Raw genomic sequence first — 21155 nt, 5'->3', positions numbered from 1 at the left:
ATATGGCGAAAACTGTGTCGAAACCGGCCAGCGGCGCGCTCGCGCCCTGGCTCGGTATTTCGCTGATCGTGATCCTGTTCGACCAGCTGTCGAAGATCGCGATCCTGAAAACGTTCGCGTACGGCGCGCAGCATGCGCTGACGTCGTTCTTCAACCTCGTGCTGGTGTACAACCGCGGCGCCGCGTTCGGCTTCCTGTCGACCGCGAGCGGCTGGCAGCGCTGGGCATTCACCGCGCTCGGCATCGGCGCGACACTCGTGATCTGCTTCCTGCTGCGCCGTCACGGCCAGCAGCGGCTGTTCAGCCTGTCGCTCGCGCTGATCCTCGGCGGCGCGCTCGGCAACGTGATCGACCGGTTGATCTACGGCCACGTGATCGACTTTCTCGATTTCCACCTCGGTGCCTGGCACTTCCCGGCGTTCAACCTCGCCGATTCCGCGATCACGGTCGGCGCGGTGCTGCTGATCTACGACGAACTGCGTCGCGTGCGCGGCTCACGCTGAGCGCGCATACTCGGTGTCGACGGCCGGCTTCGCGCCGGCCGTTCCGTTTGACCCTTGGAGGCCTGAGTTGGCACACGCAGAACTCGCAGGAAAACACCTCGTTCTCGGCCTGACGGGCGGCATCGCCTGCTACAAGATCGCCGAACTCACCCGGCTGCTGACGAAGGCTGGCGCGACCGTGCAGGTCGCGATGACCGAAGCCGCCGCCCAGTTCATCACGCCCGTCACGATGCAGGCGCTGTCCGGCCGGCCCGTCTACACGAGCCAGTGGGACGCGCGCGTCGACAACAACATGGCGCACATCGACCTGTCGCGCGAAGCCGACGCGATCGTGATCGCGCCCGCGTCGACGGATTTCCTCGCGAAACTCGCGCACGGGTTCGCGGACGACCTGCTGTCGACGCTGTGCGTCGCGCGCGACTGTCCGCTGCTCGTCGTGCCCGCGATGAACCGCCAGATGTGGCAGAACCCGGCCACGCAGCGCAACGCCGCGCAACTGCGCGCCGATGGCGTGTCGGTGCTCGGCCCCGACTCGGGCGCGCAGGCGTGTGGCGAAGTCGGCGACGGTCGCATGCTCGAACCCGAGGCGATCTATGACGCGATCGTCGCGCACTTCGCGCCGAAGGTGCTCGCACACCGCCGCGTGCTGATCACGGCTGGCCCGACGTTCGAGCCGCTCGATCCGGTGCGCGGCCTCACGAACCGCTCGAGCGGCAAGATGGGCTTCGCGCTCGCGCGCGCCGCGCAGCAGGCCGGCGCCGACGTGCATCTCGTCGCGGGACCGGTCGCGCTCGACACGCCGTGGGGCGTGTACCGTCAGGACGTGCAGACGGCGCAGCAGATGTACGACGCGGTGATGCAAGCGGTGTCCGACGCCGACATCTTCATCGCGGTGGCCGCGGTCGCCGACTGGCGCGTCGATCAGCCGGCCGAGCACAAGATGAAGAAGACGGCCGACCGCAAGATGCCGGCGCTCGCGTTCGTCGAGAACCCCGACATCCTCGCGTCGGTCGCGGCGCTGCCCGATCCGCCGTATTGCGTCGGCTTCGCAGCCGAAAGCGGCGACCTCGACGTGCACGGCGACGAGAAGCGCAAGCGCAAGAACGTGCCGCTCCTGGTCGGCAACCTCGGCCCGCTGACGTTCGGCCGCGACGACAACGAAGTCGTGCTGTTCGAGGCCGCCGGCCTCACGCGTCTGCCGCGCGCACCGAAAGACGAACTCGCGCATGTGCTCGTCGCGGAAATCGCGAAACGCCTGCCGGACAACCGCCTGATCTGATCCCCCGCGCGGCGGCCTGCGCCGCCGTGCCCTTCCCGACCGATTCGACGACCGCATGAAACTCGACCTGAAGATTCTCGACGCGCGCGTGCGCGACTACCTGCCCGCCTACGCCACCACCGGCAGCGCGGGCCTCGACCTGCGCGCGTGTCTCGACGCGCCCGTCACGCTGCAGCCGGGCGAAACGACGCTCGTGCCGACCGGCCTCGCGATCCATCTCGCGGATCCCGGTTACGCCGCGCTGATCCTGCCGCGCTCGGGCCTCGGCCACAAGCACGGGATCGTGCTCGGCAACCTCGTCGGCCTGATCGATTCCGACTACCAGGGCCAGCTGATGGTGTCGACGTGGAACCGCGGCCAGACCGAGTTCGTGCTGAACCCGTTCGAGCGGCTCGCGCAACTCGTGATCGTGCCGGTCGTGCAGGCGCAGTTCAACATCGTCGACGACTTCGCGCAAAGCGATCGCGGCGCAGGCGGCTTCGGCAGCACCGGCCGTCACTGATCGGCGCCATGCAAAAAAGGGGCCTCGTGGCCCCTTTCCTTTTTCCGTTACCGCTCACCGATCGGCCGTCTGCGCGATCCGCGCGGGCACCAGTTCGCGTCGCCGCGCCTGTGCGATGCTCGCGTAGATCACCATCGCGACCAGTACGCCGAGCAGCACCGCCGACGAGCCGACCGTGCCGAGCGCGAGTCCGCCCTTGTCGACCGGCTTCGTCAGCAGGTCGCCGACCGTCGCCCCGAACGGACGCGTGAGCACGAACGCAGCCCAGAACAGCAGCACGCCGGAAATGCGCGTGAAATAGTGCGCGAGCACGATCGCCGCGAGCAGCCCGCCGATCAGCAGCGCGCCGCCGCCGAAGCCGAGGCCCGAGCTGTCCGCGAGGAAATCGCCGAGCGCGGTGCCCAGCGTGTTCGAGAACAGGATCGCGATCCAGTACAGCAGCTCGACCTTGCGCGTGCGAATCAGGTCGACCGACAGCGATTCGCCGCTCAGACGCCACACCGTGAAGATCGCGAGCAGGATCGCGACGAGAATCGACGAGCCGGCCGCGTAACCAAGGCCGAGCGTCCGGTCCATGAAATCGGACATCGTCGTGCCCGCGGTGCTCGTCGCGACGATCACGGCCCAGTAGATCGCAGGGCGATACTGTGCCGTTCTGAGCTGTGCGCCCAGCGTCACGAGAAAGAAACCGAACAGCAGGATCGAGCTCACCGCGTAGCCGACGTTCAGCGTCATCGACAGCAGGTCGCCGCCGGTTTCGCCGAGCGTCGTCGCGCAGATCTTCATGATCCAGAATGCGAGCGTGATTTGAGGAAGCTTGTTCATTCGAACCCCTTTTGCAGTAAAGCAGCGAGCCAGCATGGGCCAACCCACATTGCAGACAGGCTCGAATGTAATCGCCGCAGGCTTAACGGAACCTTAGCGGTGTCGTATCGCCTCGCCGCGCAGCTCGCACGGCGTCCAGTCGCGCGTCAACGCGCGTGCTGGTGCCGGTAGTGCAGCGCGTACGCGAGCGTCAGCAGCACGACGAACACGACACCGACCACCATCGTCATCCGGAATTCGCGCGTGAACGCAGTCGTCAGCAGGATCGCGCCGACGAGCCCGGCACCGAGCAGGCTGCCGAACGGGTGGCCCCACATCCGGAACGCGAGCGCCGGGCCGTTGTATCGCGCGCGAAAGCGCAGGTGCGTGACGAAGATCATCATCCACGTGAACAGCGCGCCGAACATCGCGATCGCCATCATCACGGTGAACGCGGTATCGGGCGACAGCGCGACCAGCACGGCCGCGACCGCGACGCCGCTCGTCGAGATCCACAGCGCCGCGCGCGGCACGCCGTTGTTGCCGAGCCGGCCGAACACCGCCGGCGCGAGCCGCGCGCGCGACAGGCTGAACATCATCCGCGTCGTCACGTAGAGCTGGCTGTTCATGGCCGACAGCGCCGCGATCAGCAACACGAAGTTGATCACGCCGGCCGCATACGGAACGTGCGTCGCGGCCATCACCTTCACGAACGGGCTTTCGTCGGTGCCGGCCTGCGTCCAGGGCACGATCGCGAGCATCAGCGACAGCGTCAGCAGGTAGAACAGCACGAGCCGGAACACCGTCGAGCGGAACGCGCGCGTGACCGCGTGCTGCGGATCGCGCGCCTCGCCGGCCGCGATCGCGACCGCCTCGATGCTCATGTAGCTGAAGATCGCGACGATCACCGCGACCCAGGTGCCCCACGGCCCTTTCGGCATGAAGCCGTCGTGTGCGATGTAGTTCGCGAAGCCGATGCCCGAGGGGGCCGGCGCCGACCACACGAGATACGCGCCGAGCACGATGAACACGACGATCGCCGCGATCTTCAGCAGCGAAAACGCATATTCGACCGACCCGTACAGCGTGACGCTCGCGAGGTTCACCGCGATCAGCAGCGCGGAGAAGCCGATCACCCAGTACCAGCCGGGCACGGCCGGGAACCAGTACTTCATGAAGACCGCGATCGCGCTGATCTCGGTGCCGATCGCGAACACCACCGCGAACCAGTACGCATAGCGTACGAGAAAGCCCGCGAGCAGGCCGACGTAATGCTCGGCATACGCACCGAACGAACCGGCCGTCGGATGCGCGACCGTCATTTCCGCGAGCGCGCCCATCAGCAGCAGCGCGATCAGCGCGCCGATCGCGTACGAAACCAGCACGCTCGGGCCCGCGAGCCCGATCGCGAACCCGCTGCCGAGAAACAGCCCCGTCCCGATCGCGCCGCCGATCGCGATCATCGCCATCTGCCCCGACGTCAGCGCATGGCGCAACCCTTGTTCGCGCGCGACGATGTTGTCGAACGATCGTTGTTGTTCTGTCACTGCCTTACCACTCCCCTGCACCACCATCGCGCCACCGGCGCCAGATAAAACGAAACGGCGCGGAGAACTTCCCGCGCCGTTCGCATGAACTACGAATTATCGCTTACTCGACTTCGACCGTCTCTTCGTTCGGCTTGTGCGGCGGATTCGCCAGCTTGTCGAACGACAGCTGCACCTTGTCGTTTTCGTCGACGTCGACCGTCACATGACCGCCGTTGACCAGCTTGCCGAACAGCAGTTCGTCGGCCAGCGCACGACGGATCGTATCCTGGATCAGCCGCTGCATCGGCCGCGCGCCCATCAGCGGGTCGAAGCCGTGCTTCGCGAGATGCTTGCGCAACGCGTCGGTAAAGAGCGCGTCGACCTTCTTCTCGTGCAGTTGCTCCTCGAGCTGGATCAGGAACTTGTCGACCACGCGCATGATGATTTCCTCATCGAGCGAGCGGAAGCTGATGATCGAATCCAGACGGTTGCGGAACTCCGGCGTGAACAGGCGCTTGATGTCGGTCATCTCGTCGCCCGTCTCGCGGCGCGTCGTGAAGCCGATCGTCGCCTTCTGCATTGACTCGGCGCCCGCGTTCGTCGTCATGATGATGATGACGTTGCGGAAATCCGCCTTGCGGCCGTTGTTGTCCGTCAGCGTGCCGTGGTCCATCACCTGCAGCAGCACGTTGAAGATGTCCGGATGCGCCTTCTCGATTTCGTCGAGCAGCAACACGCAATGCGGCTTCTTCGTGACGGCTTCGGTCAGGAGGCCGCCCTGGTCGAACCCGACATAGCCCGGCGGCGCGCCGATCAGGCGGCTCACCGCGTGACGCTCCATGTATTCCGACATGTCGAAACGGATCAGCTCGATACCGAGCGTGAACGCGAGCTGGCGCGCCACTTCAGTCTTGCCAACGCCCGTCGGGCCGGAGAACAGGAACGCGCCGATCGGCTTGTCCATCTTGCCCAGGCCCGCGCGCGCCATCTTGATCGATGCGGCGAGCGCGTCGATCGCCGGATCCTGGCCGAACACGACGCTCTTCAGGTCGCGATCGAGCGTCTGCAGCTTGCTGCGATCGTCCTGCGACACGCTCTGCGCCGGCACGCGCGCGATCTTCGAGATGATTTCCTCGATCTCGCTCTTGCCGATCGTCTTCTTCTGCTTCGACTTCGGCAGGATGCGCTGCGCGGCGCCCGCTTCGTCGATCACGTCGATCGCCTTGTCCGGCAGGTGACGGTCGGTGATGAAGCGTGCCGACAGTTCGGCCGCGGCCGACAGGGCGCCCGACGAATACTTGACGCCGTGATGCTCCTCGAAGCGCGACTTCAGCCCGCGCAGGATCGCGACCGTCTGCTCGACGGTCGGCTCCGTCACGTCGACCTTCTGGAAGCGCCGCGACAGCGCCGCGTCCTTCTCGAAGATGCCGCGATACTCGGTGAACGTGGTCGCGCCGATGCACTTGAGCGTGCCCGACGACAGCGCCGGCTTCAGCAGGTTCGACGCGTCGAGCGTGCCGCCCGATGCGGCACCCGCACCGATCAGCGTATGAATTTCGTCGATGAACAGGATCGCGTGCGGACGCTCCTTCAGCTCCTTCAGCACCGTCTTCAGACGCTGCTCGAAGTCGCCGCGATACTTGGTGCCCGCGAGCAGCGCGCCCATGTCGAGCGAATACACCTGCGCGTTCGCGAGGATATCCGGCACTTCGCCGCGCGTGATGCGATAGGCGAGCCCTTCCGCGATCGCGGTCTTGCCGACGCCGGCCTCACCGACGAGCAGCGGATTGTTCTTGCGGCGGCGGCACAGCACCTGCACGACGCGCTCGACCTCCGGCTCGCGGCCGATCAGCGGATCGATGCGGCCGTCCTTCGCCATCTGGTTCAGGTTCTGCGTGAACTGGGCGAGCGGGGTTTCCTTCTGCGCGTTCGCGTCTTCGCTTTCCGCGTTCGCGTCGGCCGACTTCGCGGCTTCGCCGCCGTTCGTTTTCGCGATGCCGTGCGAAATGAAGTTCACGACGTCCAGGCGCGTGACGCCCTGCTGCTGCAGGTAATAGACGGCGTGCGAATCCTTCTCGCCGAAGATCGCGACCAGCACGTTCGCGCCGGTCACTTCCTTCTTGCCGTTCGACGTCGACTGGACGTGCATGATCGCGCGCTGGATCACGCGCTGAAAACCGAGCGTCGGCTGGGTATCGACATCGTCGGTGCCCGGGACGGTAGGTGTGTTGTCGTGGATGAAATTGCGCAGGTTCTGACGCAAGTCCTCGATGTTGGCCGCACACGCGCGCAACACCTCGGCTGCCGTCGGATTATCCAGCAGGGCCAGCAGCAGATGCTCGACCGTAATGAACTCATGGCGCGCCTGACGTGCTTCCATGAACGCCATGTGCAGGCTGACTTCCAATTCCTGGGCAATCATGCTTCCTCCATCACGCACTGCAGCGGATGCCCGGCCTGCCGCGCATGGGTAACGACTTGCTCAACCTTGGTCGACGCGATGTCCCGCGTATAGACCCCACAAACCCCTCGCCCTTCGCGATGGACCTTCAGCATGATCTGCGTGGCCGTCTCGCGATCCTTCTTGAAATACTCCTGTACGACCATCACGACGAACTCCATCGGCGTGAAGTCGTCGTTCAGCAGCACCACCTTGTACATCGAAGGCGGCTTGAGCTTCTGCTGCTTGCGTTCCAGGACGGTGCTGTCCTGCTTGTCCGGGATAATCGCCATACACCCATTCTAAACAACTCGGACAGGCCCGCAATCCTGCCATTACCCGACCGACCGGCCGGCGCCCTCCCTGGTTCCCGACGACCCGCGATCGTCTTCGTGCCATACGAAAGCCGGCTGCGGTGCCGGCTTTCACGCGTGGCGCGGAACACGAACCGTCAGGGGGAAACTGCACCGGACGTCGTATCCGCGCCCAGTATCCCACAAGCCGGGACGACTCGATCGCGTGTCACTCGAGCCTGGTATATGAGCCGATTATGCGACTTTTCAAGTCCGCGCGCTCGGCGGCATGCTGCAAAGCAAAGCCGGAGAAACCCTGAAAATGGGTTCTTTACAACGGCCCTCTAACCGCCTAAAAATTCCGCTTGACACTCAAATAAAGAGCGCCAACAATCAAGCTGGCACTTTTTTCAACTCGCCGGTTGGGGAAATGAAAGAGGCCGAAGGTGAGCTTGTGAGGGGGGAACGGCTGTAATTTCCGGTCGTTTAGCTTTTCGAGCGTGCTCGTGGTAAGTAGCAGCGACTGTGTGACAGGGGAAGTAGGAAAATGGCAACTGGTATCGTTAAGTGGTTCAACGACGCGAAGGGCTTCGGTTTCATCACTCCCGACGAGGGCGGTGAAGATCTGTTTGCGCACTTCTCGGCCATCAACATGCAGGGCTTCAAGACCCTGAAGGAAGGCCAGAAGGTGAGCTTCGAGGTCGTTCAAGGGCCGAAGGGCAAGCAAGCGTCGAACATCCAGGCCGCGTAAGGCACCGGATATCGGACGAAGAAACCCGGCATTGCGCCGGGTTTCTTTTTATTCAGGCCGGCCACTCGTTAATTCGATTGGCCGGCCTTTTCGTTCAATCCCGATAATTGAACACATATTGTCTTGTTACACGCGCAGATCGAATGCCGTCTTACGCGTGAAACATATTCGATACTCGTTACACGACCTTCAGCGTGCCCATCATGCCGAGATCCTCGTGTTCGAGAATATGGCAGTGAAACATGCGCTCGCCGGGCATGTCTTGCGTGACGAGTATCGTCACGGTCTCGCCGCTGCGCACGTTCACGGTGTCGCGCCACGCGCGGAACGGTTCGCTCGTGCGCGTGCCGTCCGATGCGCGCTCGATCACCTGGAATTGCGTGCCGTGCAAATGGAACGGGTGATCCATGTCGGTGGCGTTGCGGATCGTCCAGCGTTCGACGTCGCCCCGGCGGCTCGTCAGCGTCGCATGGTGCGGTGCGTAGGTCGCGCCGTTGATCGTGAAGCGCATCCCGGCCGGGCGACCATGCGCCGGGCCGTTCATCATCGCGTCCATATCCATCTCTTCGCCGAACGCGACTTCCTTGTGCGCGACCGGTTCGCCGAGCGCGGGCACCGCGCGCAGCGTCGCCTGCAGCGGACGGGCGGCGGCCGGCGCGAACGCGACGTCGGCGAGCGGCAGCGCCGGATCGGGCGGCAGGCTGCCGTGGCCGTCGTCGTGCGACATCGCCATCTTGCGGCGGTCGTATTCGGCCGCCTGCAGCACCGCGCGTGACGCGCGGTCGCCGGCACGCACCAGCAGTTCCGCGCGCTCACCCGGCGCGAGCAGCAGCGACGTCACGCGGCGCGGCGCTTCGAACAACCCGCCGTCGGTGCCGACCTGCTCGAATGCCCGGCCGTCGTCGAACGCGACGCGCAGGTAGCGCGCGCTGCACGCGTTCCACACGCGCCAGCGCTCGTCGCTCGCGACGTCGATCCGCGGCCGGCGCGCACCGTTGACCAGCACGAACTGGCCTTCGCGGCCGTTCATCCAGTCCATCATGTCGTTCGGCGGAATCGTGCCGTCGCGCGCGAGCTTCAGGTCGGACACGAACAGGTTGCGCTCGGGCCAAGCGGCGAGCGGATCGTCGGCGGCGCGCACGATGAACGGGCCCGCCAGCCCGCGGAACACCTGCTCGGCGGTCATCATGTGCGGATGCGGGTGATACCAGTAAGTACCGGCGCTCCCCTTTGGCAGCGTGAACCGGTACACGCGCGCCGCGCCCGGCGCGACGGGATCGGACGGGTTGCCGTCCTGGTCGGGCGGCACCGGCAGGCCGTGCCAGTGGATCGTCGACGGCTGCGGCAGTTTGTTCACGAAGCGGATTTCGACCGTGTCGCCCTCGCGCGCGTCGATCAGCGGGCCGACCACCGGCCCTTGCGTGCCCGCGCCGAACTGCCAGAACGTCGTCGGACGCGCACCGTGCAGCATCGGACGCGCGACCGGCTGTGCGACCAGCGTCGCGCGGAACGTGCCGGGCTCGCGGCTTTCGTTCGCAAGCGTGCGCAGCGACGCGAGCGGCGCGCCGGCCGGCAGCGCATCGGCGGCCGCGAGCGCGGCCGGCGCCGCCTTCGCGTGCTGCGCGTGGTCCGCCATCCCTGACATGCCGGGCATGTCGTCCATCTGATCCATGCCGGCCATGCCCGCGTGACCGGCATGCTGCGCCCAGGCGGTGCGCGCAAACAGCGATGCGGCCGCGACGCCGATGGCGTGCGACAGGAAGGTTCTCCGTATCATCAATCGTTCCTCGTTATTCGTTATTCGTGCTGCGTCGCGCGGCCGTCGCGACGCGCGCGCCGGCTGGCACGGGGAAGCCCGCGTGCGCGACGCAAAACCTGATGCCCGCGTCATCATAACCGTAGCCCCCGGCCGAAACGCGGCAACAACCGGCGAGCGTCGATACGACGCAGCGCGCGGCCGGTCGGACGGACCAGGTTCCGTTCGTCACGCGTTTTCGATCGTCTCCCGGCGCCGCGACGCCCCACTGCATTCACGCCGATCGGGCCGACCGGCAGCGTTCGCCGCCCGCTATCGCCACGCCCGGTCGAGACGATTCACCCTCGCCGTTCATCCCGCCATCGGCACATCGCGCGCCGCCAACGCGTGAACCCGTCAATTTTTCACGATGCGGAATAAGTCTCTGCGTTGTAAAAATTCGTGGTGCACGGCACAAATTTGCTGTTTCGCGATGCCAAAAAACGTTCCGCAATACAAAACGTCGCACGCAATGCATTGTTTTTATTTGATATTTTTTGTTTCGAGAAAGCGTTCTACGCGCACCATCGGACGCGGTCACGGACGTAGACTTTGTTCCATGCACTGACGCTTCGCCACGACGTTCGATACGGAACCCGGCGCAAGCAGCCAGTCGGGCCACAGCCGGACGCGCCGGCGGGCGGCACAACAGAATCGCTTGTGATCAAAAAGGGAGAACGGAAATGAAGGGATTTCGCTTTGGTTCAGCGCTCGGGTCGTTCTACATCCTGCCGGGTAACGGCGGCTGGGAAGCGACGTTCGGCAACGCTCTGCTCGGCGCGTTCTCGTGCCCGGAAGTGGCGGCCGACCACATCTCCCGCGGCGACTGCGAGCAACTGTCCGAACTGGATACGGCCACGCTCGAAGTGCCGCACGAAATCTCCGAATGGGAAATCGTTCACGTCTGAATGACACGCCTGCAACGAAAAACGCCCCGGGCGACCGGGGCGTTTTCATTTTCGGCGGGACGGCGAGCCGTCAGGCCCGCCGCATCGGCTGCCGCCGCTGCCGTGGCGCGCGCGGTGGCGCGGCCGGCGTCAGGCGACTGCGTCGACGATGCCGTTCAGCGTTGCGCTCGGGCGCATCGCCTGGCTCGTCAGCTCGACGTTCGGACGGTAGTAGCCGCCGATCGCCTGCGCCTTGCCCTGCGCGGCCGACAGTTCTTCCAGGATGCGCGCTTCGCTGTCGGACAGCGACTTCGCGACGCCTTCGAACTGCGCCTTCAGCGCGGCGTCCTCGGTCTGCTCGGCCAGCGCCTGCGCCCAGTACAGGCACAGGTAGAAGTGGCTGCCGCGGTTGTCGAGGCCGCCGACCTTGCGCGCCGGCGACTTGTTCTCGTCCAGGAACTTGCCGGTCGCCTGGTCGAGCGTCTTCGCGAGCACGAGCGCCTTCGGGTTCTGGTAAGCGTTGCCGAGGTGTTCAAGCGACGCGGCCAGCGCGAGGAATTCGCCGAGCGAATCCCAGCGCAGGAAGCCTTCCTCGACGAACTGCTGCACGTGCTTCGGCGCCGAGCCGCCCGCGCCCGTTTCGAACATCCCGCCGCCGGCCATCAGCGGCACGATCGACAGCATCTTCGCGCTGGTGCCGAGTTCCATGATCGGGAACAGGTCGGTCAGGTAGTCGCGCAGCACGTTGCCCGTGACCGAGATCGTGTCCTTGCCCGCGCGGATGCGCTCGAGCGAGAAACGCGTCGCGTCGACCGGCGTCATGACGCGGATGTCGAGGCCGTTCGTGTCGTGATCCTTCAGGTAGCGTTCGACCTTCACGATGATCTGCGCGTCGTGCGCACGTGCCGGGTCGAGCCAGAACACGGCCGGCGCGCCGGTCGCGCGGGCGCGGTTCACCGCGAGCTTGACCCAGTCCTGCACCGGCGCGTCCTTCGTCTGGCACATGCGCCAGATGTCGCCCGACTCGACCGCGTGCTCGAGCAGCACGTTGCCGGCTTCGTCGGTGACGCGCACGACGCCGTCGGCCGGGATCAGGAACGTCTTGTCGTGCGAACCGTATTCCTCGGCCGCCTGCGCCATCAGGCCGACGTTCGGCACGCTGCCCATCGTGACCGGGTCGAATGCGCCGTGCGCCTTGCAGTCCTCGATCACGGCCTGGTAGACACCCGCGTAGCAGCGGTCCGGAATCACGGCCTTCGCGTCATACAGTTCGCCGTCCGGGCCCCACATGCCGCCCGAATCGCGGATCATCGCCGGCATCGATGCGTCGACGATCACGTCGCTCGGCACGTGCAGGTTCGTGATGCCCTTGTCCGAGTTGACCATCGCGAGGCGCGGACGCGCTGCGTATTCAGCCTTGACGTCGGCTTCGATCGCTTCGCGCGTGTCGGCTGGCAGGTCCTTCAGGCGCGCGTACAGGTCGCCGATCCCGTTGTTGGGGTTGAAGCCGGCCTGCGCCAGCACGTCCGCGTGCTTCGCGAGCGCGTCGCGGTAGAACACGGACACGAAGTGACCGAACAGGATCGGGTCAGAGACCTTCATCATGGTCGCCTTCAGGTGCACCGAGAACAGCACGTCCTGCGCCTTCGCGTCGGCGATCTGCGCTTCGATGAAGCTGCGCAGCGCGTTGCGGCTCATCACCGAGGCGTCGATGACTTCACCGGCCTTCACGGCCGTCTTTTCCTTCAGCACCTTCTTCACGCCGTCGGCCGTCGTGAGTTCGATCTTCACGCTGCCGGCATCGGCGATCAGCGCCGACTTCTCGCTGCCGTAGAAGTCGCCTTCGGTCATGTGCGCGACGTGCGCCTTCGACGTGCCCTTCCATGCGCCCATCTTGTGCGGGTGCTTGCGTGCGTAGTTCTTGACCGACAGCGGCGCGCGACGGTCGGAGTTGCCTTCGCGCAGCACCGGGTTCACCGCGCTGCCCTTGATCTTGTCGTAGCGGGCCTTGACGGCCTTTTCTTCATCGGTCGACGGCTCTTCCGGATACGCCGGCAGCTTGTAGCCCTGCGCCTGCAGTTCGGCGATCGCTGCCTTGAGCTGCGGCACCGATGCGCTGATGTTCGGCAGCTTGATGATGTTCGCTTCCGGCTTCAGCGTGAGCTGGCCCAGTTCGGCCAGATCGTCGGAACCCTTCTGCTCCGGCGGCAGGACGTCGGCGAATGCCGCGATGATGCGGCCGGCGAGCGAGATGTCGCGCGTTTCGACGGCGACGCCCGACGAGCGCGTGAAGGCCTTGACGATCGGCAGCAGCGAATAGGTCGCGAGCGCGGGCGCTTCGTCGGTGAGGGTATAGATGATCTTGGGCGAAGTGGACATGGTCGATGCGTTGCTACGTGAAAATTTGGGACTGAGGAGCGCCGGCGGTAACCGGCGGGGAGCGACCGGGTCGATCGCGAAAGGGGCGTGCCGGCTAGCCGGGCGGTGGTGTTGCGAGGGCCGTCATGTTCTACCTTGCAGGGCACCCGGGCCGCGTCGCGGCGCCGCGGCCCGCATGCCGGACCGCCTGCCAACAAATCTGCCGTTCATGAAACGCCCCAGCGCCGGCAGTAGGCGCCGGGGCGGCCGGCTGTCCGCCGGCCTACCCCGGAAGGGGACTTACATGTTCTCGATCAGCACTTCGCCGAAGCCGGAGCACGACACCTGCGTCGCGCCTTCCATCAGGCGCGCGAAGTCATACGTGACGCGCTTCTGCAGGATCGACTTTTCCATCGCGGCGATGATCGTGTCGGCCGCTTCCATCCAGCCGAGGTGGCGCAGCATCATTTCCGCCGACAGGATCTCGGAACCGGGGTTCACGTAATCCTTGCCCGCATACTTCGGCGCGGTGCCGTGGGTCGCCTCGAACATCGCGACCGAATCCGACAGGTTCGCGCCCGGCGCGATCCCGATGCCACCGACCTGCGCGGCCAGCGCGTCGGAGATGTAGTCGCCGTTCAGGTTCAGCGTCGCGATCACGTCGTACTCGGCCGGACGCAGCAGGATCTGCTGCAGGAACGCGTCGGCGATCGAATCCTTGATGACGATCTCGTTGCCCGTCTTCGGGTTCTTCACACGCATCCACGGACCACCGTCGATCAGCTCGCCGCCGAATTCCTTCTGTGCGAGCGCATAGCCGGCGTCACGGAACAGGCCTTCCGTGAACTTCATGATGTTGCCCTTGTGCACCAGCGTGACCGACTTGCGATCGTTGTCGATCGCGTACTGGATCGCCTTGCGCACGAGACGCTCGGTGCCTTCGGTCGACACGGGCTTGACGCCGATCCCCGAGGTTTCGGGGAAGCGGATCTTCTTCACGCCCATCTCTTCCTGCAGGAACTTGATGACCTTCTTTGCCTGCTCGGAGCCCGCGGCCCATTCGATGCCCGCGTAGATGTCTTCCGAGTTCTCGCGGAAGATCACCATGTCGATCTTTTGCGGCTCGCGCACCGGCGACGGCACGCCCTTGAAATACTGGACCGGACGCAGGCACACGTAGAGGTCGAGTTCCTGGCGCAGCGCGACGTTCAGCGAACGGATGCCGCCGCCGACCGGGGTCGTGAGCGGCCCCTTGATCGACACCACGTATTCCTTCAGCACCTGCAGCGTTTCGTCCGGCAGCCACACGTCCGGACCGTACACCTTCGTCGCCTTCTCGCCCGCGAAGATCTCCATCCAGTGGATCTTGCGCTTGCCCTTGTAGGCATGCGCGACCGCCGCGTCGACGACCTTGATCATGACCGGCGTGATATCGAAGCCCGTACCGTCGCCTTCGATATAGGGAATGATCGGCTGATCGGAAACGTTGAGCGAGAAGTCCTTGTTGACGGTGATCTTGTCACCGCCCTCCGGAACCTTGATGTGCTGATACGGCATGATCGACTCCAGTGACGTGGCTGAGCAGGTGATGCTGGTCGAAACTGCGCGCGGCGAGGTGGCCTTGCCACCTTCGTGACGGCAACAGCGAGCCGCTATTCTAGCGCCCCAACCGGGGCCGGCGGCACGAAGCGCGACGTTGCGTATCAAGTCGTCCCTTATGTCTTATATAAGACAGATGACTTGCCGTTCCGTATTATGCATTAAGATTCCGCCATTTGCCATAGACCGCCCGCCCCGCTTCCCCGCGGCACGCCGGGCGGGCGCCCCGCCATGACCCTGATCGCCCTCAACAAGCCGTTCGGCACGATTTGCCAGTTTTCCGCGCACGAGACGCGGCCGTCGCTCGGCGACTGGGTAACAACGCCCGGCGTCTACCCGGCCGGCCGGCTCGACGCGGACAGCGAGGGCCTGCTGCTGCTCACCGACGACGGCGCGCTGCAGGCGCGCATCGCCGAGCCGCGCCACAAGCTTGTCAAGCGCTACTGGGCGCAGGTCGACGGCGCGCCGGGCCCGGCCGACCTGAAGGTGCTCGCGCGCGGCGTCGATCTCGGCGACTACGTGACGCGCCCGTGCCGCGCCGAATTCATCGAACCGCCCGACACGCTGTGGCCGCGCAACCCGCCGATCCGCTACCGCGCCGCGATCCCGACCACGTGGATCGAACTCGCAATCACCGAAGGCAAGAATCGACAGGTACGCCGGATGACGGCCGCGATCGGCTTCCCGACGTTGCGTCTCGTGCGCGTCGGCATTGGCGCGCTTGACATATTCGCACTCGGCATTGCACCGGGTGAAACAATCGCGCTGCCGCCGCGCGCGCCGTGGGACGGTTTCGCACGCGCCGAATGACGAATTCGGGACGCGCGAATTTTTCGTCATCTTTTTCGTCAACCGCCTGCGAAGATCGCGCGTTAAACCACGCAGATGCCACCCTGAGCTATCCGGCATTGGCAGCCGAACCGGTATTTCCGTGTTTGCGTCACGAAAGCGACGTTTTCTTCGAATACGATTCGGCGCCCGCAGCGCAATGAGAAATTTCTCGAAGCGTCTGTCAACCGAAAGGTGGATGGCACCGTTAGACGTCATGACTCCTATGCCGGGTCATTTGGTTAATTAACTAAAGCTGAGGAACACAACATGAACAAACTGATCGCCGCTCTGGTCGCTGGTCTCTTCGCAACGGCTGCTTTCGCACAAGCTTCGGCTCCGGAAGCTGCTTCGGCTGCTGCTCCGGCAGCTGCTTCGGCACCGGCAAAGAAGGCCCACGCTAAGAAGCACCACGCTGCGAAGAAGCACCACGCAGCGAAGAAGGCTGCTAGCGAAGCCGAAGCCCCGGCAGCTGCTTCGAACTAAGCAAGCTGGTTGTAATAACGCAGTCAAGAACACGCAGTCTTGCCGTTCTTACGGCGTTGAAAGGCAGATCACCGCGAGGCGATCTGCCTTTTTCTTTTTTGTGCCCGCCTGCGTGCTTCGCGTACCATGCGGTTCTTGTTTTCCCGATAGGAGCCCTGCTGTGCGATTCTCCCTGCGCTCGTCGCTCGGCCGCCTTGCGCGCGCCGCCGTGTTTCCCGCCGCGCTCGCCGTCCTCGCACTCGGCATGCAGACCGCCCACGCGCAGATGCCGCCCGGCGCCAAGCAGCCGAGCGAGTTCCCGCACGTGAAGCTGCGCGCCGGCATGTACGTGATCGACGCGGCCGTCGCCGCGAACGACGCCGACCGCGAACAAGGGTTGATGTACCGGTCGCAGCTCGCGCCGAACGAAGGCATGCTGTTCGTGTTCAACGAGAACGCCGTGCACTGCTTCTGGATGAAGAACACGCTGATCCCGCTGTCGATCGCGTTCATTCGCGCGGACGGCACGATCACGGACATCGACGAGATGAAGGCCGAGACGACCGACAACCACTGCCCGCGCAACAACGGCGTCTATGCGCTCGAAATGAGCAAGGGCTGGTTCGCGGCGAAGGGCATCAAGCCGGGCATGAAGCTCGACGGGCTGCCCAAGCCCCAGTAACGACGCATTCCGCGGCGCCGCCGCGCGTCGACCGAAGCCGGCCGCCCGATGCGCGCCGGTTTTTTTTTGCCCGCCGGCGGCTGCACCCGCCTTGATTCGGCAATCGCTGCCCGCATCTGCAAAAGCCACGGACAAGCGCTATGCTTTAAATCTCGCTTGTTTTAGCCCGGGCCGGTGCAGCCGGTCCGCTTACGATCCGAACCACCAGGAGGTTCACGTGCCCCGCAAAACCCCCATCGAGCGCTATCGCAACATCGGGATCAGCGCTCACATCGATGCCGGCAAGACCACGACGACCGAGCGCATCCTGTTTTACACCGGCGTGAGCCACAAGATCGGTGAAGTGCACGACGGCGCGGCCACGATGGACTGGATGGAGCAGGAGCAGGAACGCGGCATCACGATCACGTCGGCTGCGACCACGGCCTTCTGGAAGGGCATGGCCGGCAACTATCCGGAACACCGGATCAACATCATCGACACCCCCGGGCACGTCGACTTCACGATCGAGGTCGAGCGCTCGATGCGTGTGCTCGACGGCGCGTGCATGGTCTACGACTCGGTCGGCGGCGTGCAGCCGCAGTCCGAAACCGTGTGGCGCCAGGCGAACAAGTACAAGGTGCCGCGCATCGCGTTCGTCAACAAGATGGACCGCGTCGGCGCGGACTTCTTCCGCGTACAGCGCCAGATCGGCGAGCGCCTGAAGGGCGTCGCCGTGCCGATCCAGATTCCGATCGGCGCGGAAGATCATTTCCAGGGCGTCGTCGATCTCGTGAAGATGAAGGCGATCGTCTGGGACGACGAAAGCCAGGGCGTGAAGTTCACGTACGAGGATATCCCCGCGAATCTCGTCGAGCTCGCGCACGAATGGCGCGAGAAGATGGTCGAGGCCGCCGCGGAAGCCAGCGAGGAACTGCTCGAGAAGTACCTGCACGACCATGAATCGCTGACCGAGGACGAGATCAAGGCCGCGCTGCGCCGACGCACGATCGCGAACGAGATCGTGCCGATGCTGTGCGGCAGCGCGTTCAAGAACAAGGGCGTTCAGGCGATGCTCGACGCGGTGATCGACTACCTGCCGTCGCCGGTCGACGTACCGGCCATCCTCGGCCACGACTTCGCCGATCCGGAAAAGCCGGCCGAACGTCACCCGAGCGACGACGAGCCGTTCTCGTCCCTCGCGTTCAAGATCATGACCGACCCGTTCGTCGGCCAGCTGATCTTCTTCCGCGTGTATTCGGGCGTCGTCGAATCGGGCGACACGGTGCTGAACGCGACGAAGGACAAGAAGGAGCGACTCGGCCGGATCCTGCAGATGCACGCGAACGAGCGCAAGGAAATCAAGGAAGTGCGCGCGGGCGACATCGCGGCGGCGGTCGGCTTGAAGGAAGCGACCACGGGCGACACGCTGTGCGATCCGACCAAGCCGATCATCCTCGAGAAGATGGAATTCCCGGAACCGGTGATCTCGCAGGCCGTCGAGCCGAAAACCAAGGCCGACCAGGAAAAGATGGGCCTCGCGCTGAACCGCCTCGCGCAGGAAGATCCGTCGTTCCGCGTGCAGACCGACGAGGAATCCGGCCAGACGATCATCTCGGGGATGGGCGAGCTGCACCTCGAAATCCTGGTCGACCGGATGAAGCGCGAGTTCGGCGTCGAGGCGACGGTCGGCAAGCCGCAGGTCGCGTATCGCGAGACGGTGCGCACGACGGCGTCCGATGTCGAAGGCAAGTTCGTCAAGCAGTCGGGCGGGCGCGGCCAGTACGGGCATGCGGTGATCACGCTGGAGCCGAACCCCGGCAAGGGCTACGAGTTCCTCGACGAGATCAAGGGCGGCGTGATTCCGCGCGAATTCATCCCGGCCGTCGACAAGGGCATCACCGAAACGCTGAAGAGCGGCGTGCTCGCGGGCTACCCGGTCGTCGACGTGAAGGTGCACCTGACGTTCGGCTCGTACCACGACGTCGACTCGAACGAAAACGCGTTCCGGATGGCCGGCTCGATGGCGTTCAAGGAAGCCATGCGCAAGGCGAAGCCGGTACTGCTCGAGCCGATGATGGCCGTCGAGGTCGAGACGCCCGAGGACTTCATGGGCAACGTGATGGGCGACCTGTCGAGCCGGCGCGGCATCGTGCAGGGGATGGAGGACATCGCGGGCGGCGGCGGCAAGCTGGTGCGCGCCGAAGTGCCGCTTGCCGAGATGTTCGGCTATTCGACGTCGCTGCGCTCCGCGACGCAGGGCCGCGCCACCTACACGATGGAGTTCAAGCACTACGCGGAAACGCCGGCGAACGTGTCGGAAGCCGTGATCAACGCGAAAGTGAAGTAAGCGCCGGGCATTGCGCCCTGCCACGGCATGTCGAAGCCCGTCCGGAACCGGACGGGCTTTTTTTCGTCCGCCTGCCGGATCGGCGCGGGCCGCCCACATCCTTTTCGATCGGCACGTCGGGCTTATTTTCGCATGACACAATGCATCTCGATTCGTCAGATGGATACGCCCGATGTCGCCCACCCCTGCCCTGCGCCGCCTGCTGATGCTCTATGCCAGCCTGATCGCGGCGAACGTCGCCGCCTGGCTGTGGGCGCTCGCGGTGCTGCGCGACCATCCGCTGCTGCTCGGTACCGCGGCGATCGCATACGGGCTCGGGCTGCGTCATGCGGTCGACGCCGATCACATCGCCGCGATCGACGTCGCGACGCGCAAGCTGATGCAGGACGGCCAGCGTCCGGTGACGGTCGGCCTGTTCTTCTCGCTCGGCCACTCGACGATCGTGGTCGCCGCGACGCTTGGCATCGCGCTGAGTACGTTCGCGCTGCGCGACCGCTTCGACGCATTCCGCGAGATCGGCGGCACGATCGGCACGGCGGTGTCCGCCACCTTCCTGCTCGTGCTCGCGTGCATGAACCTGGTGATCCTGCGCAACGTGTGGCGGCGCTATCGCAACGCGCCGGATGCTGCTCACGGCGCCGCGCACACGCACCGCTTGGGCGGCCTCGTGTCGCGGCTGCTGCGCCCGCTGTTCCGGTTCGTGTCGAAAAGCTGGCACATGTATCCGGTCGGCGTGCTGTTCGGCCTCGGTTTCGATACTGCAACAGAAATCGCGCTGCTCGCGATCGCGGCCACGCAGGCGAGCCACGCGCTGCCGGTTCATGCGGTCATGCTGTTTCCCGCACTGTTCGCGGCCGGCATGACGCTGATCGACTCTACCGACAATATGCTGATGATTCATGCGTACGGATGGGCGATGGACGACCCGCGGCGCAAGCTGCTCTATAACGTCACGCTGCTGTCGGCGGCCGTCGCGCTGGCGGTCGGCGGGATCGAGGCCGCCGACCTGCTCACCGACAAGCTCTCGCTGACGGGCCCCGTACGCGATGCGCTCGATGCAATCGGCGAGCGCTTCGGCGCGATCGGTTACGGCATCGTCGCGCTGTTTCTCGTCGCCTGGATCACGTCGATCCTCTGCCATCGCTGGCTGCGCGCTGCCGACACACCGGCGCGCGAGGTGTAGTCAGACGTTTCATCTCAGAAACAAAAAGCTCACAACGGCGTTTCGGGCGCTGCCGCACGGTACGCGCGCGCCTTGCGCCACGGGCGTAGCCGGCCGGTGGCACGAATCTCGCAACTAGGGATTCGCACGGCGGGCCCGCGTGCCGATTCGTGTTCGCGGCCGGCGCCGGTCGGACACTCGTCGGCCGTCGAAACGACAACGCATCGTTGCTGGTCCCCTGCATCACACGTTGATGGACGCGCGTGGCGGGGCATCGCGCACATCGGGAGACCAATGATGAGCACAACGAAACAACTGTCCCGTGCGGCGGGACGGTGCTGTCGCATGACCCTGCTGGCCGCAGCCGCGATTGCGTGCTGCTGCTCGTATGCCGTCGCGCAGGACACGACCACCGTCGCTCCGGTTACTGCGCTGCCGGCTGACGGCACTTCCACTCCCCCACCGGTCCAGGTCGAGCAGAGCGCGGCGCCTGACAGCGCCGCCAATGCAGATGCAGACGCCGGCGCGAACGCAGTGATGATGCTGGCCGAGAATGCATCGTCATGTGCGGCCAACCCGGCCGCTTGCGCAGTGCGCGTATACGCCGGCGGCGGTATCGGTGGCAACGCTGGCAACGGTGCCGGCGGGACCACCGGCGGCGGCGGCCAGGGCAGCGGCGGAAACAACGGCAACGGCGCCGTCGGGCCCGCAGGGGTCGGCGGTACAGCAGGCGGTACGAGCGGCTCGGGTGGCACAGGCCGCAGCGGCAATGCAGCGGGCAGCGGGGGTTCGGATGGTGGGTCCTCCGGTGGCGGTTCTTCCGGTGGCAGCTCTTCCGGCGGTGGTTCTTCCGGCGGTGGTTCTTCCGGCGGTGGTTCTTCCGGTGGTGGTTCTTCCGGTGGTGGTTCTTCCGGTGGTGGTTCTTCTGGTGGTGGTTCTTCCGGTGGTG

General features: G+C 65.2%; 17 protein-coding genes and 1 pseudogene. 11 read left to right on the top strand and 7 right to left on the bottom strand.

Annotated features, from left to right (window positions below):
- Positions 1–2 precede the first annotated feature (2 nt).
- The 3 genes from lspA (at position 3) to dut (ending at position 2284) form a co-directional block, all read left to right on the top strand.
- Positions 3–503 carry a signal peptidase II gene (lspA, locus tag DIE23_RS34780; RefSeq protein WP_124616869.1) on the top strand — a complete coding sequence of 167 codons (501 nt, stop codon included), beginning with the start codon at positions 3–5 and terminating at the stop codon, positions 501–503.
- A gap of 67 nt (positions 504–570) precedes the next feature.
- Positions 571–1782 carry a bifunctional phosphopantothenoylcysteine decarboxylase/phosphopantothenate--cysteine ligase CoaBC gene (gene coaBC / locus DIE23_RS34775; protein WP_124616847.1) on the top strand — a complete coding sequence of 404 codons (1212 nt, stop codon included), beginning with the start codon at positions 571–573 and terminating at the stop codon, positions 1780–1782.
- Positions 1783–1837: 55 nt separating this feature from the next.
- A complete protein-coding gene (gene dut, locus DIE23_RS34770) occupies positions 1838–2284 on the top strand; it encodes a dUTP diphosphatase (protein WP_124616845.1) in 447 nt (148 codons plus the stop codon).
- Positions 2285–2338: 54 nt separating this feature from the next.
- Here dut and DIE23_RS34765 read toward each other — a convergent pair whose 3' ends face one another.
- The 4 genes from DIE23_RS34765 to clpS form a co-directional block, all read right to left on the bottom strand.
- Positions 2339–3109 carry a hypothetical protein gene (locus DIE23_RS34765; protein WP_124616843.1) on the bottom strand — a complete coding sequence of 257 codons (771 nt, stop codon included), beginning with the start codon at positions 3107–3109 and terminating at the stop codon, positions 2339–2341.
- 146 nt (positions 3110–3255) lie between these two features.
- A complete protein-coding gene (locus tag DIE23_RS34760) occupies positions 3256–4635 on the bottom strand; it encodes an amino acid permease (protein ID WP_124616841.1) in 1380 nt (459 codons plus the stop codon).
- A 103-nt stretch (positions 4636–4738) separates the two neighbouring features.
- Complete coding sequence (gene clpA, locus DIE23_RS34755; protein ID WP_124616839.1) at positions 4739–7039, bottom strand: ATP-dependent Clp protease ATP-binding subunit ClpA; 2301 nt, start codon at positions 7037–7039, stop codon at positions 4739–4741.
- Positions 7036–7350, bottom strand: coding sequence for an ATP-dependent Clp protease adapter ClpS (clpS, locus tag DIE23_RS34750; protein ID WP_006398529.1), 315 nt, complete (start codon positions 7348–7350; stop codon positions 7036–7038). Before clpS ends, clpA begins: the two co-directional genes overlap by 4 nt.
- A gap of 547 nt (positions 7351–7897) precedes the next feature.
- Between clpS and DIE23_RS34740 the strand changes: the two genes are divergently transcribed.
- On the top strand, positions 7898–8101 hold the full coding sequence (locus tag DIE23_RS34740; protein ID WP_004196460.1) for a cold-shock protein: 204 nt from the start codon (positions 7898–7900) through the stop codon (positions 8099–8101).
- Between the two features lie 178 nt (positions 8102–8279).
- On the opposite strand, the gene DIE23_RS34735 is transcribed toward DIE23_RS34740, so the two are convergent.
- The gene (locus DIE23_RS34735) at positions 8280–9878 is read right to left on the bottom strand and encodes a multicopper oxidase family protein (RefSeq protein WP_124616837.1); all 1599 of its coding nucleotides are present in this window, start codon (positions 9876–9878) and stop codon (positions 8280–8282) included.
- A gap of 701 nt (positions 9879–10579) precedes the next feature.
- Here DIE23_RS34735 and DIE23_RS34730 point away from each other — a divergent pair.
- Positions 10580–10804 carry a hypothetical protein gene (locus DIE23_RS34730; protein WP_124616835.1) on the top strand — a complete coding sequence of 75 codons (225 nt, stop codon included), beginning with the start codon at positions 10580–10582 and terminating at the stop codon, positions 10802–10804.
- 129 nt (positions 10805–10933) lie between these two features.
- On the opposite strand, the gene DIE23_RS34725 is transcribed toward DIE23_RS34730, so the two are convergent.
- Positions 10934–13162, bottom strand: a complete 2229-nt coding sequence (locus tag DIE23_RS34725; protein WP_124616833.1) for an NADP-dependent isocitrate dehydrogenase — start codon at positions 13160–13162, stop codon at positions 10934–10936.
- 279 nt (positions 13163–13441) lie between these two features.
- The gene (icd, locus tag DIE23_RS34720) at positions 13442–14698 is read right to left on the bottom strand and encodes an NADP-dependent isocitrate dehydrogenase (protein ID WP_124616831.1); all 1257 of its coding nucleotides are present in this window, start codon (positions 14696–14698) and stop codon (positions 13442–13444) included.
- Between the two features lie 273 nt (positions 14699–14971).
- Here icd and DIE23_RS34715 point away from each other — a divergent pair, with 273 nt between their 5' ends.
- The 6 genes and pseudogenes from DIE23_RS34715 to DIE23_RS39805 all read left to right on the top strand — a co-directional run.
- Positions 14972–15550: a pseudouridine synthase gene (locus DIE23_RS34715; protein ID WP_124616829.1), complete on the top strand. Its 579-nt coding sequence runs from the start codon at positions 14972–14974 to the stop codon at positions 15548–15550.
- Positions 15551–15838: 288 nt separating this feature from the next.
- Complete coding sequence (locus tag DIE23_RS34710; protein ID WP_080599357.1) at positions 15839–16054, top strand: hypothetical protein; 216 nt, start codon at positions 15839–15841, stop codon at positions 16052–16054.
- Positions 16055–16214: 160 nt separating this feature from the next.
- Entirely contained in the window at positions 16215–16715 is a 501-nt protein-coding gene (locus tag DIE23_RS34705; RefSeq protein WP_124616827.1) for a DUF192 domain-containing protein, read from the top strand.
- Between the two features lie 217 nt (positions 16716–16932).
- Positions 16933–19044, top strand: coding sequence for an elongation factor G (gene fusA / locus DIE23_RS34700; protein WP_124616825.1), 2112 nt, complete (start codon positions 16933–16935; stop codon positions 19042–19044).
- A 172-nt stretch (positions 19045–19216) separates the two neighbouring features.
- The gene (locus DIE23_RS34695) at positions 19217–20227 is read left to right on the top strand and encodes a HoxN/HupN/NixA family nickel/cobalt transporter (RefSeq protein ID WP_124616823.1); all 1011 of its coding nucleotides are present in this window, start codon (positions 19217–19219) and stop codon (positions 20225–20227) included.
- Positions 20228–20503: 276 nt separating this feature from the next.
- A pseudogene (locus tag DIE23_RS39805) lies at positions 20504–21155 on the top strand (hypothetical protein); the annotation flags it as partial.

It is taken from the genome of Burkholderia sp. Bp9143 (assembly GCF_003853645.1).
Classification (GTDB): Bacteria; Pseudomonadota; Gammaproteobacteria; order Burkholderiales; family Burkholderiaceae; genus Burkholderia.
Note: the sequence above shows the minus strand (reverse complement) of the source record. Positions and strands in the feature narration are given on the sequence as shown.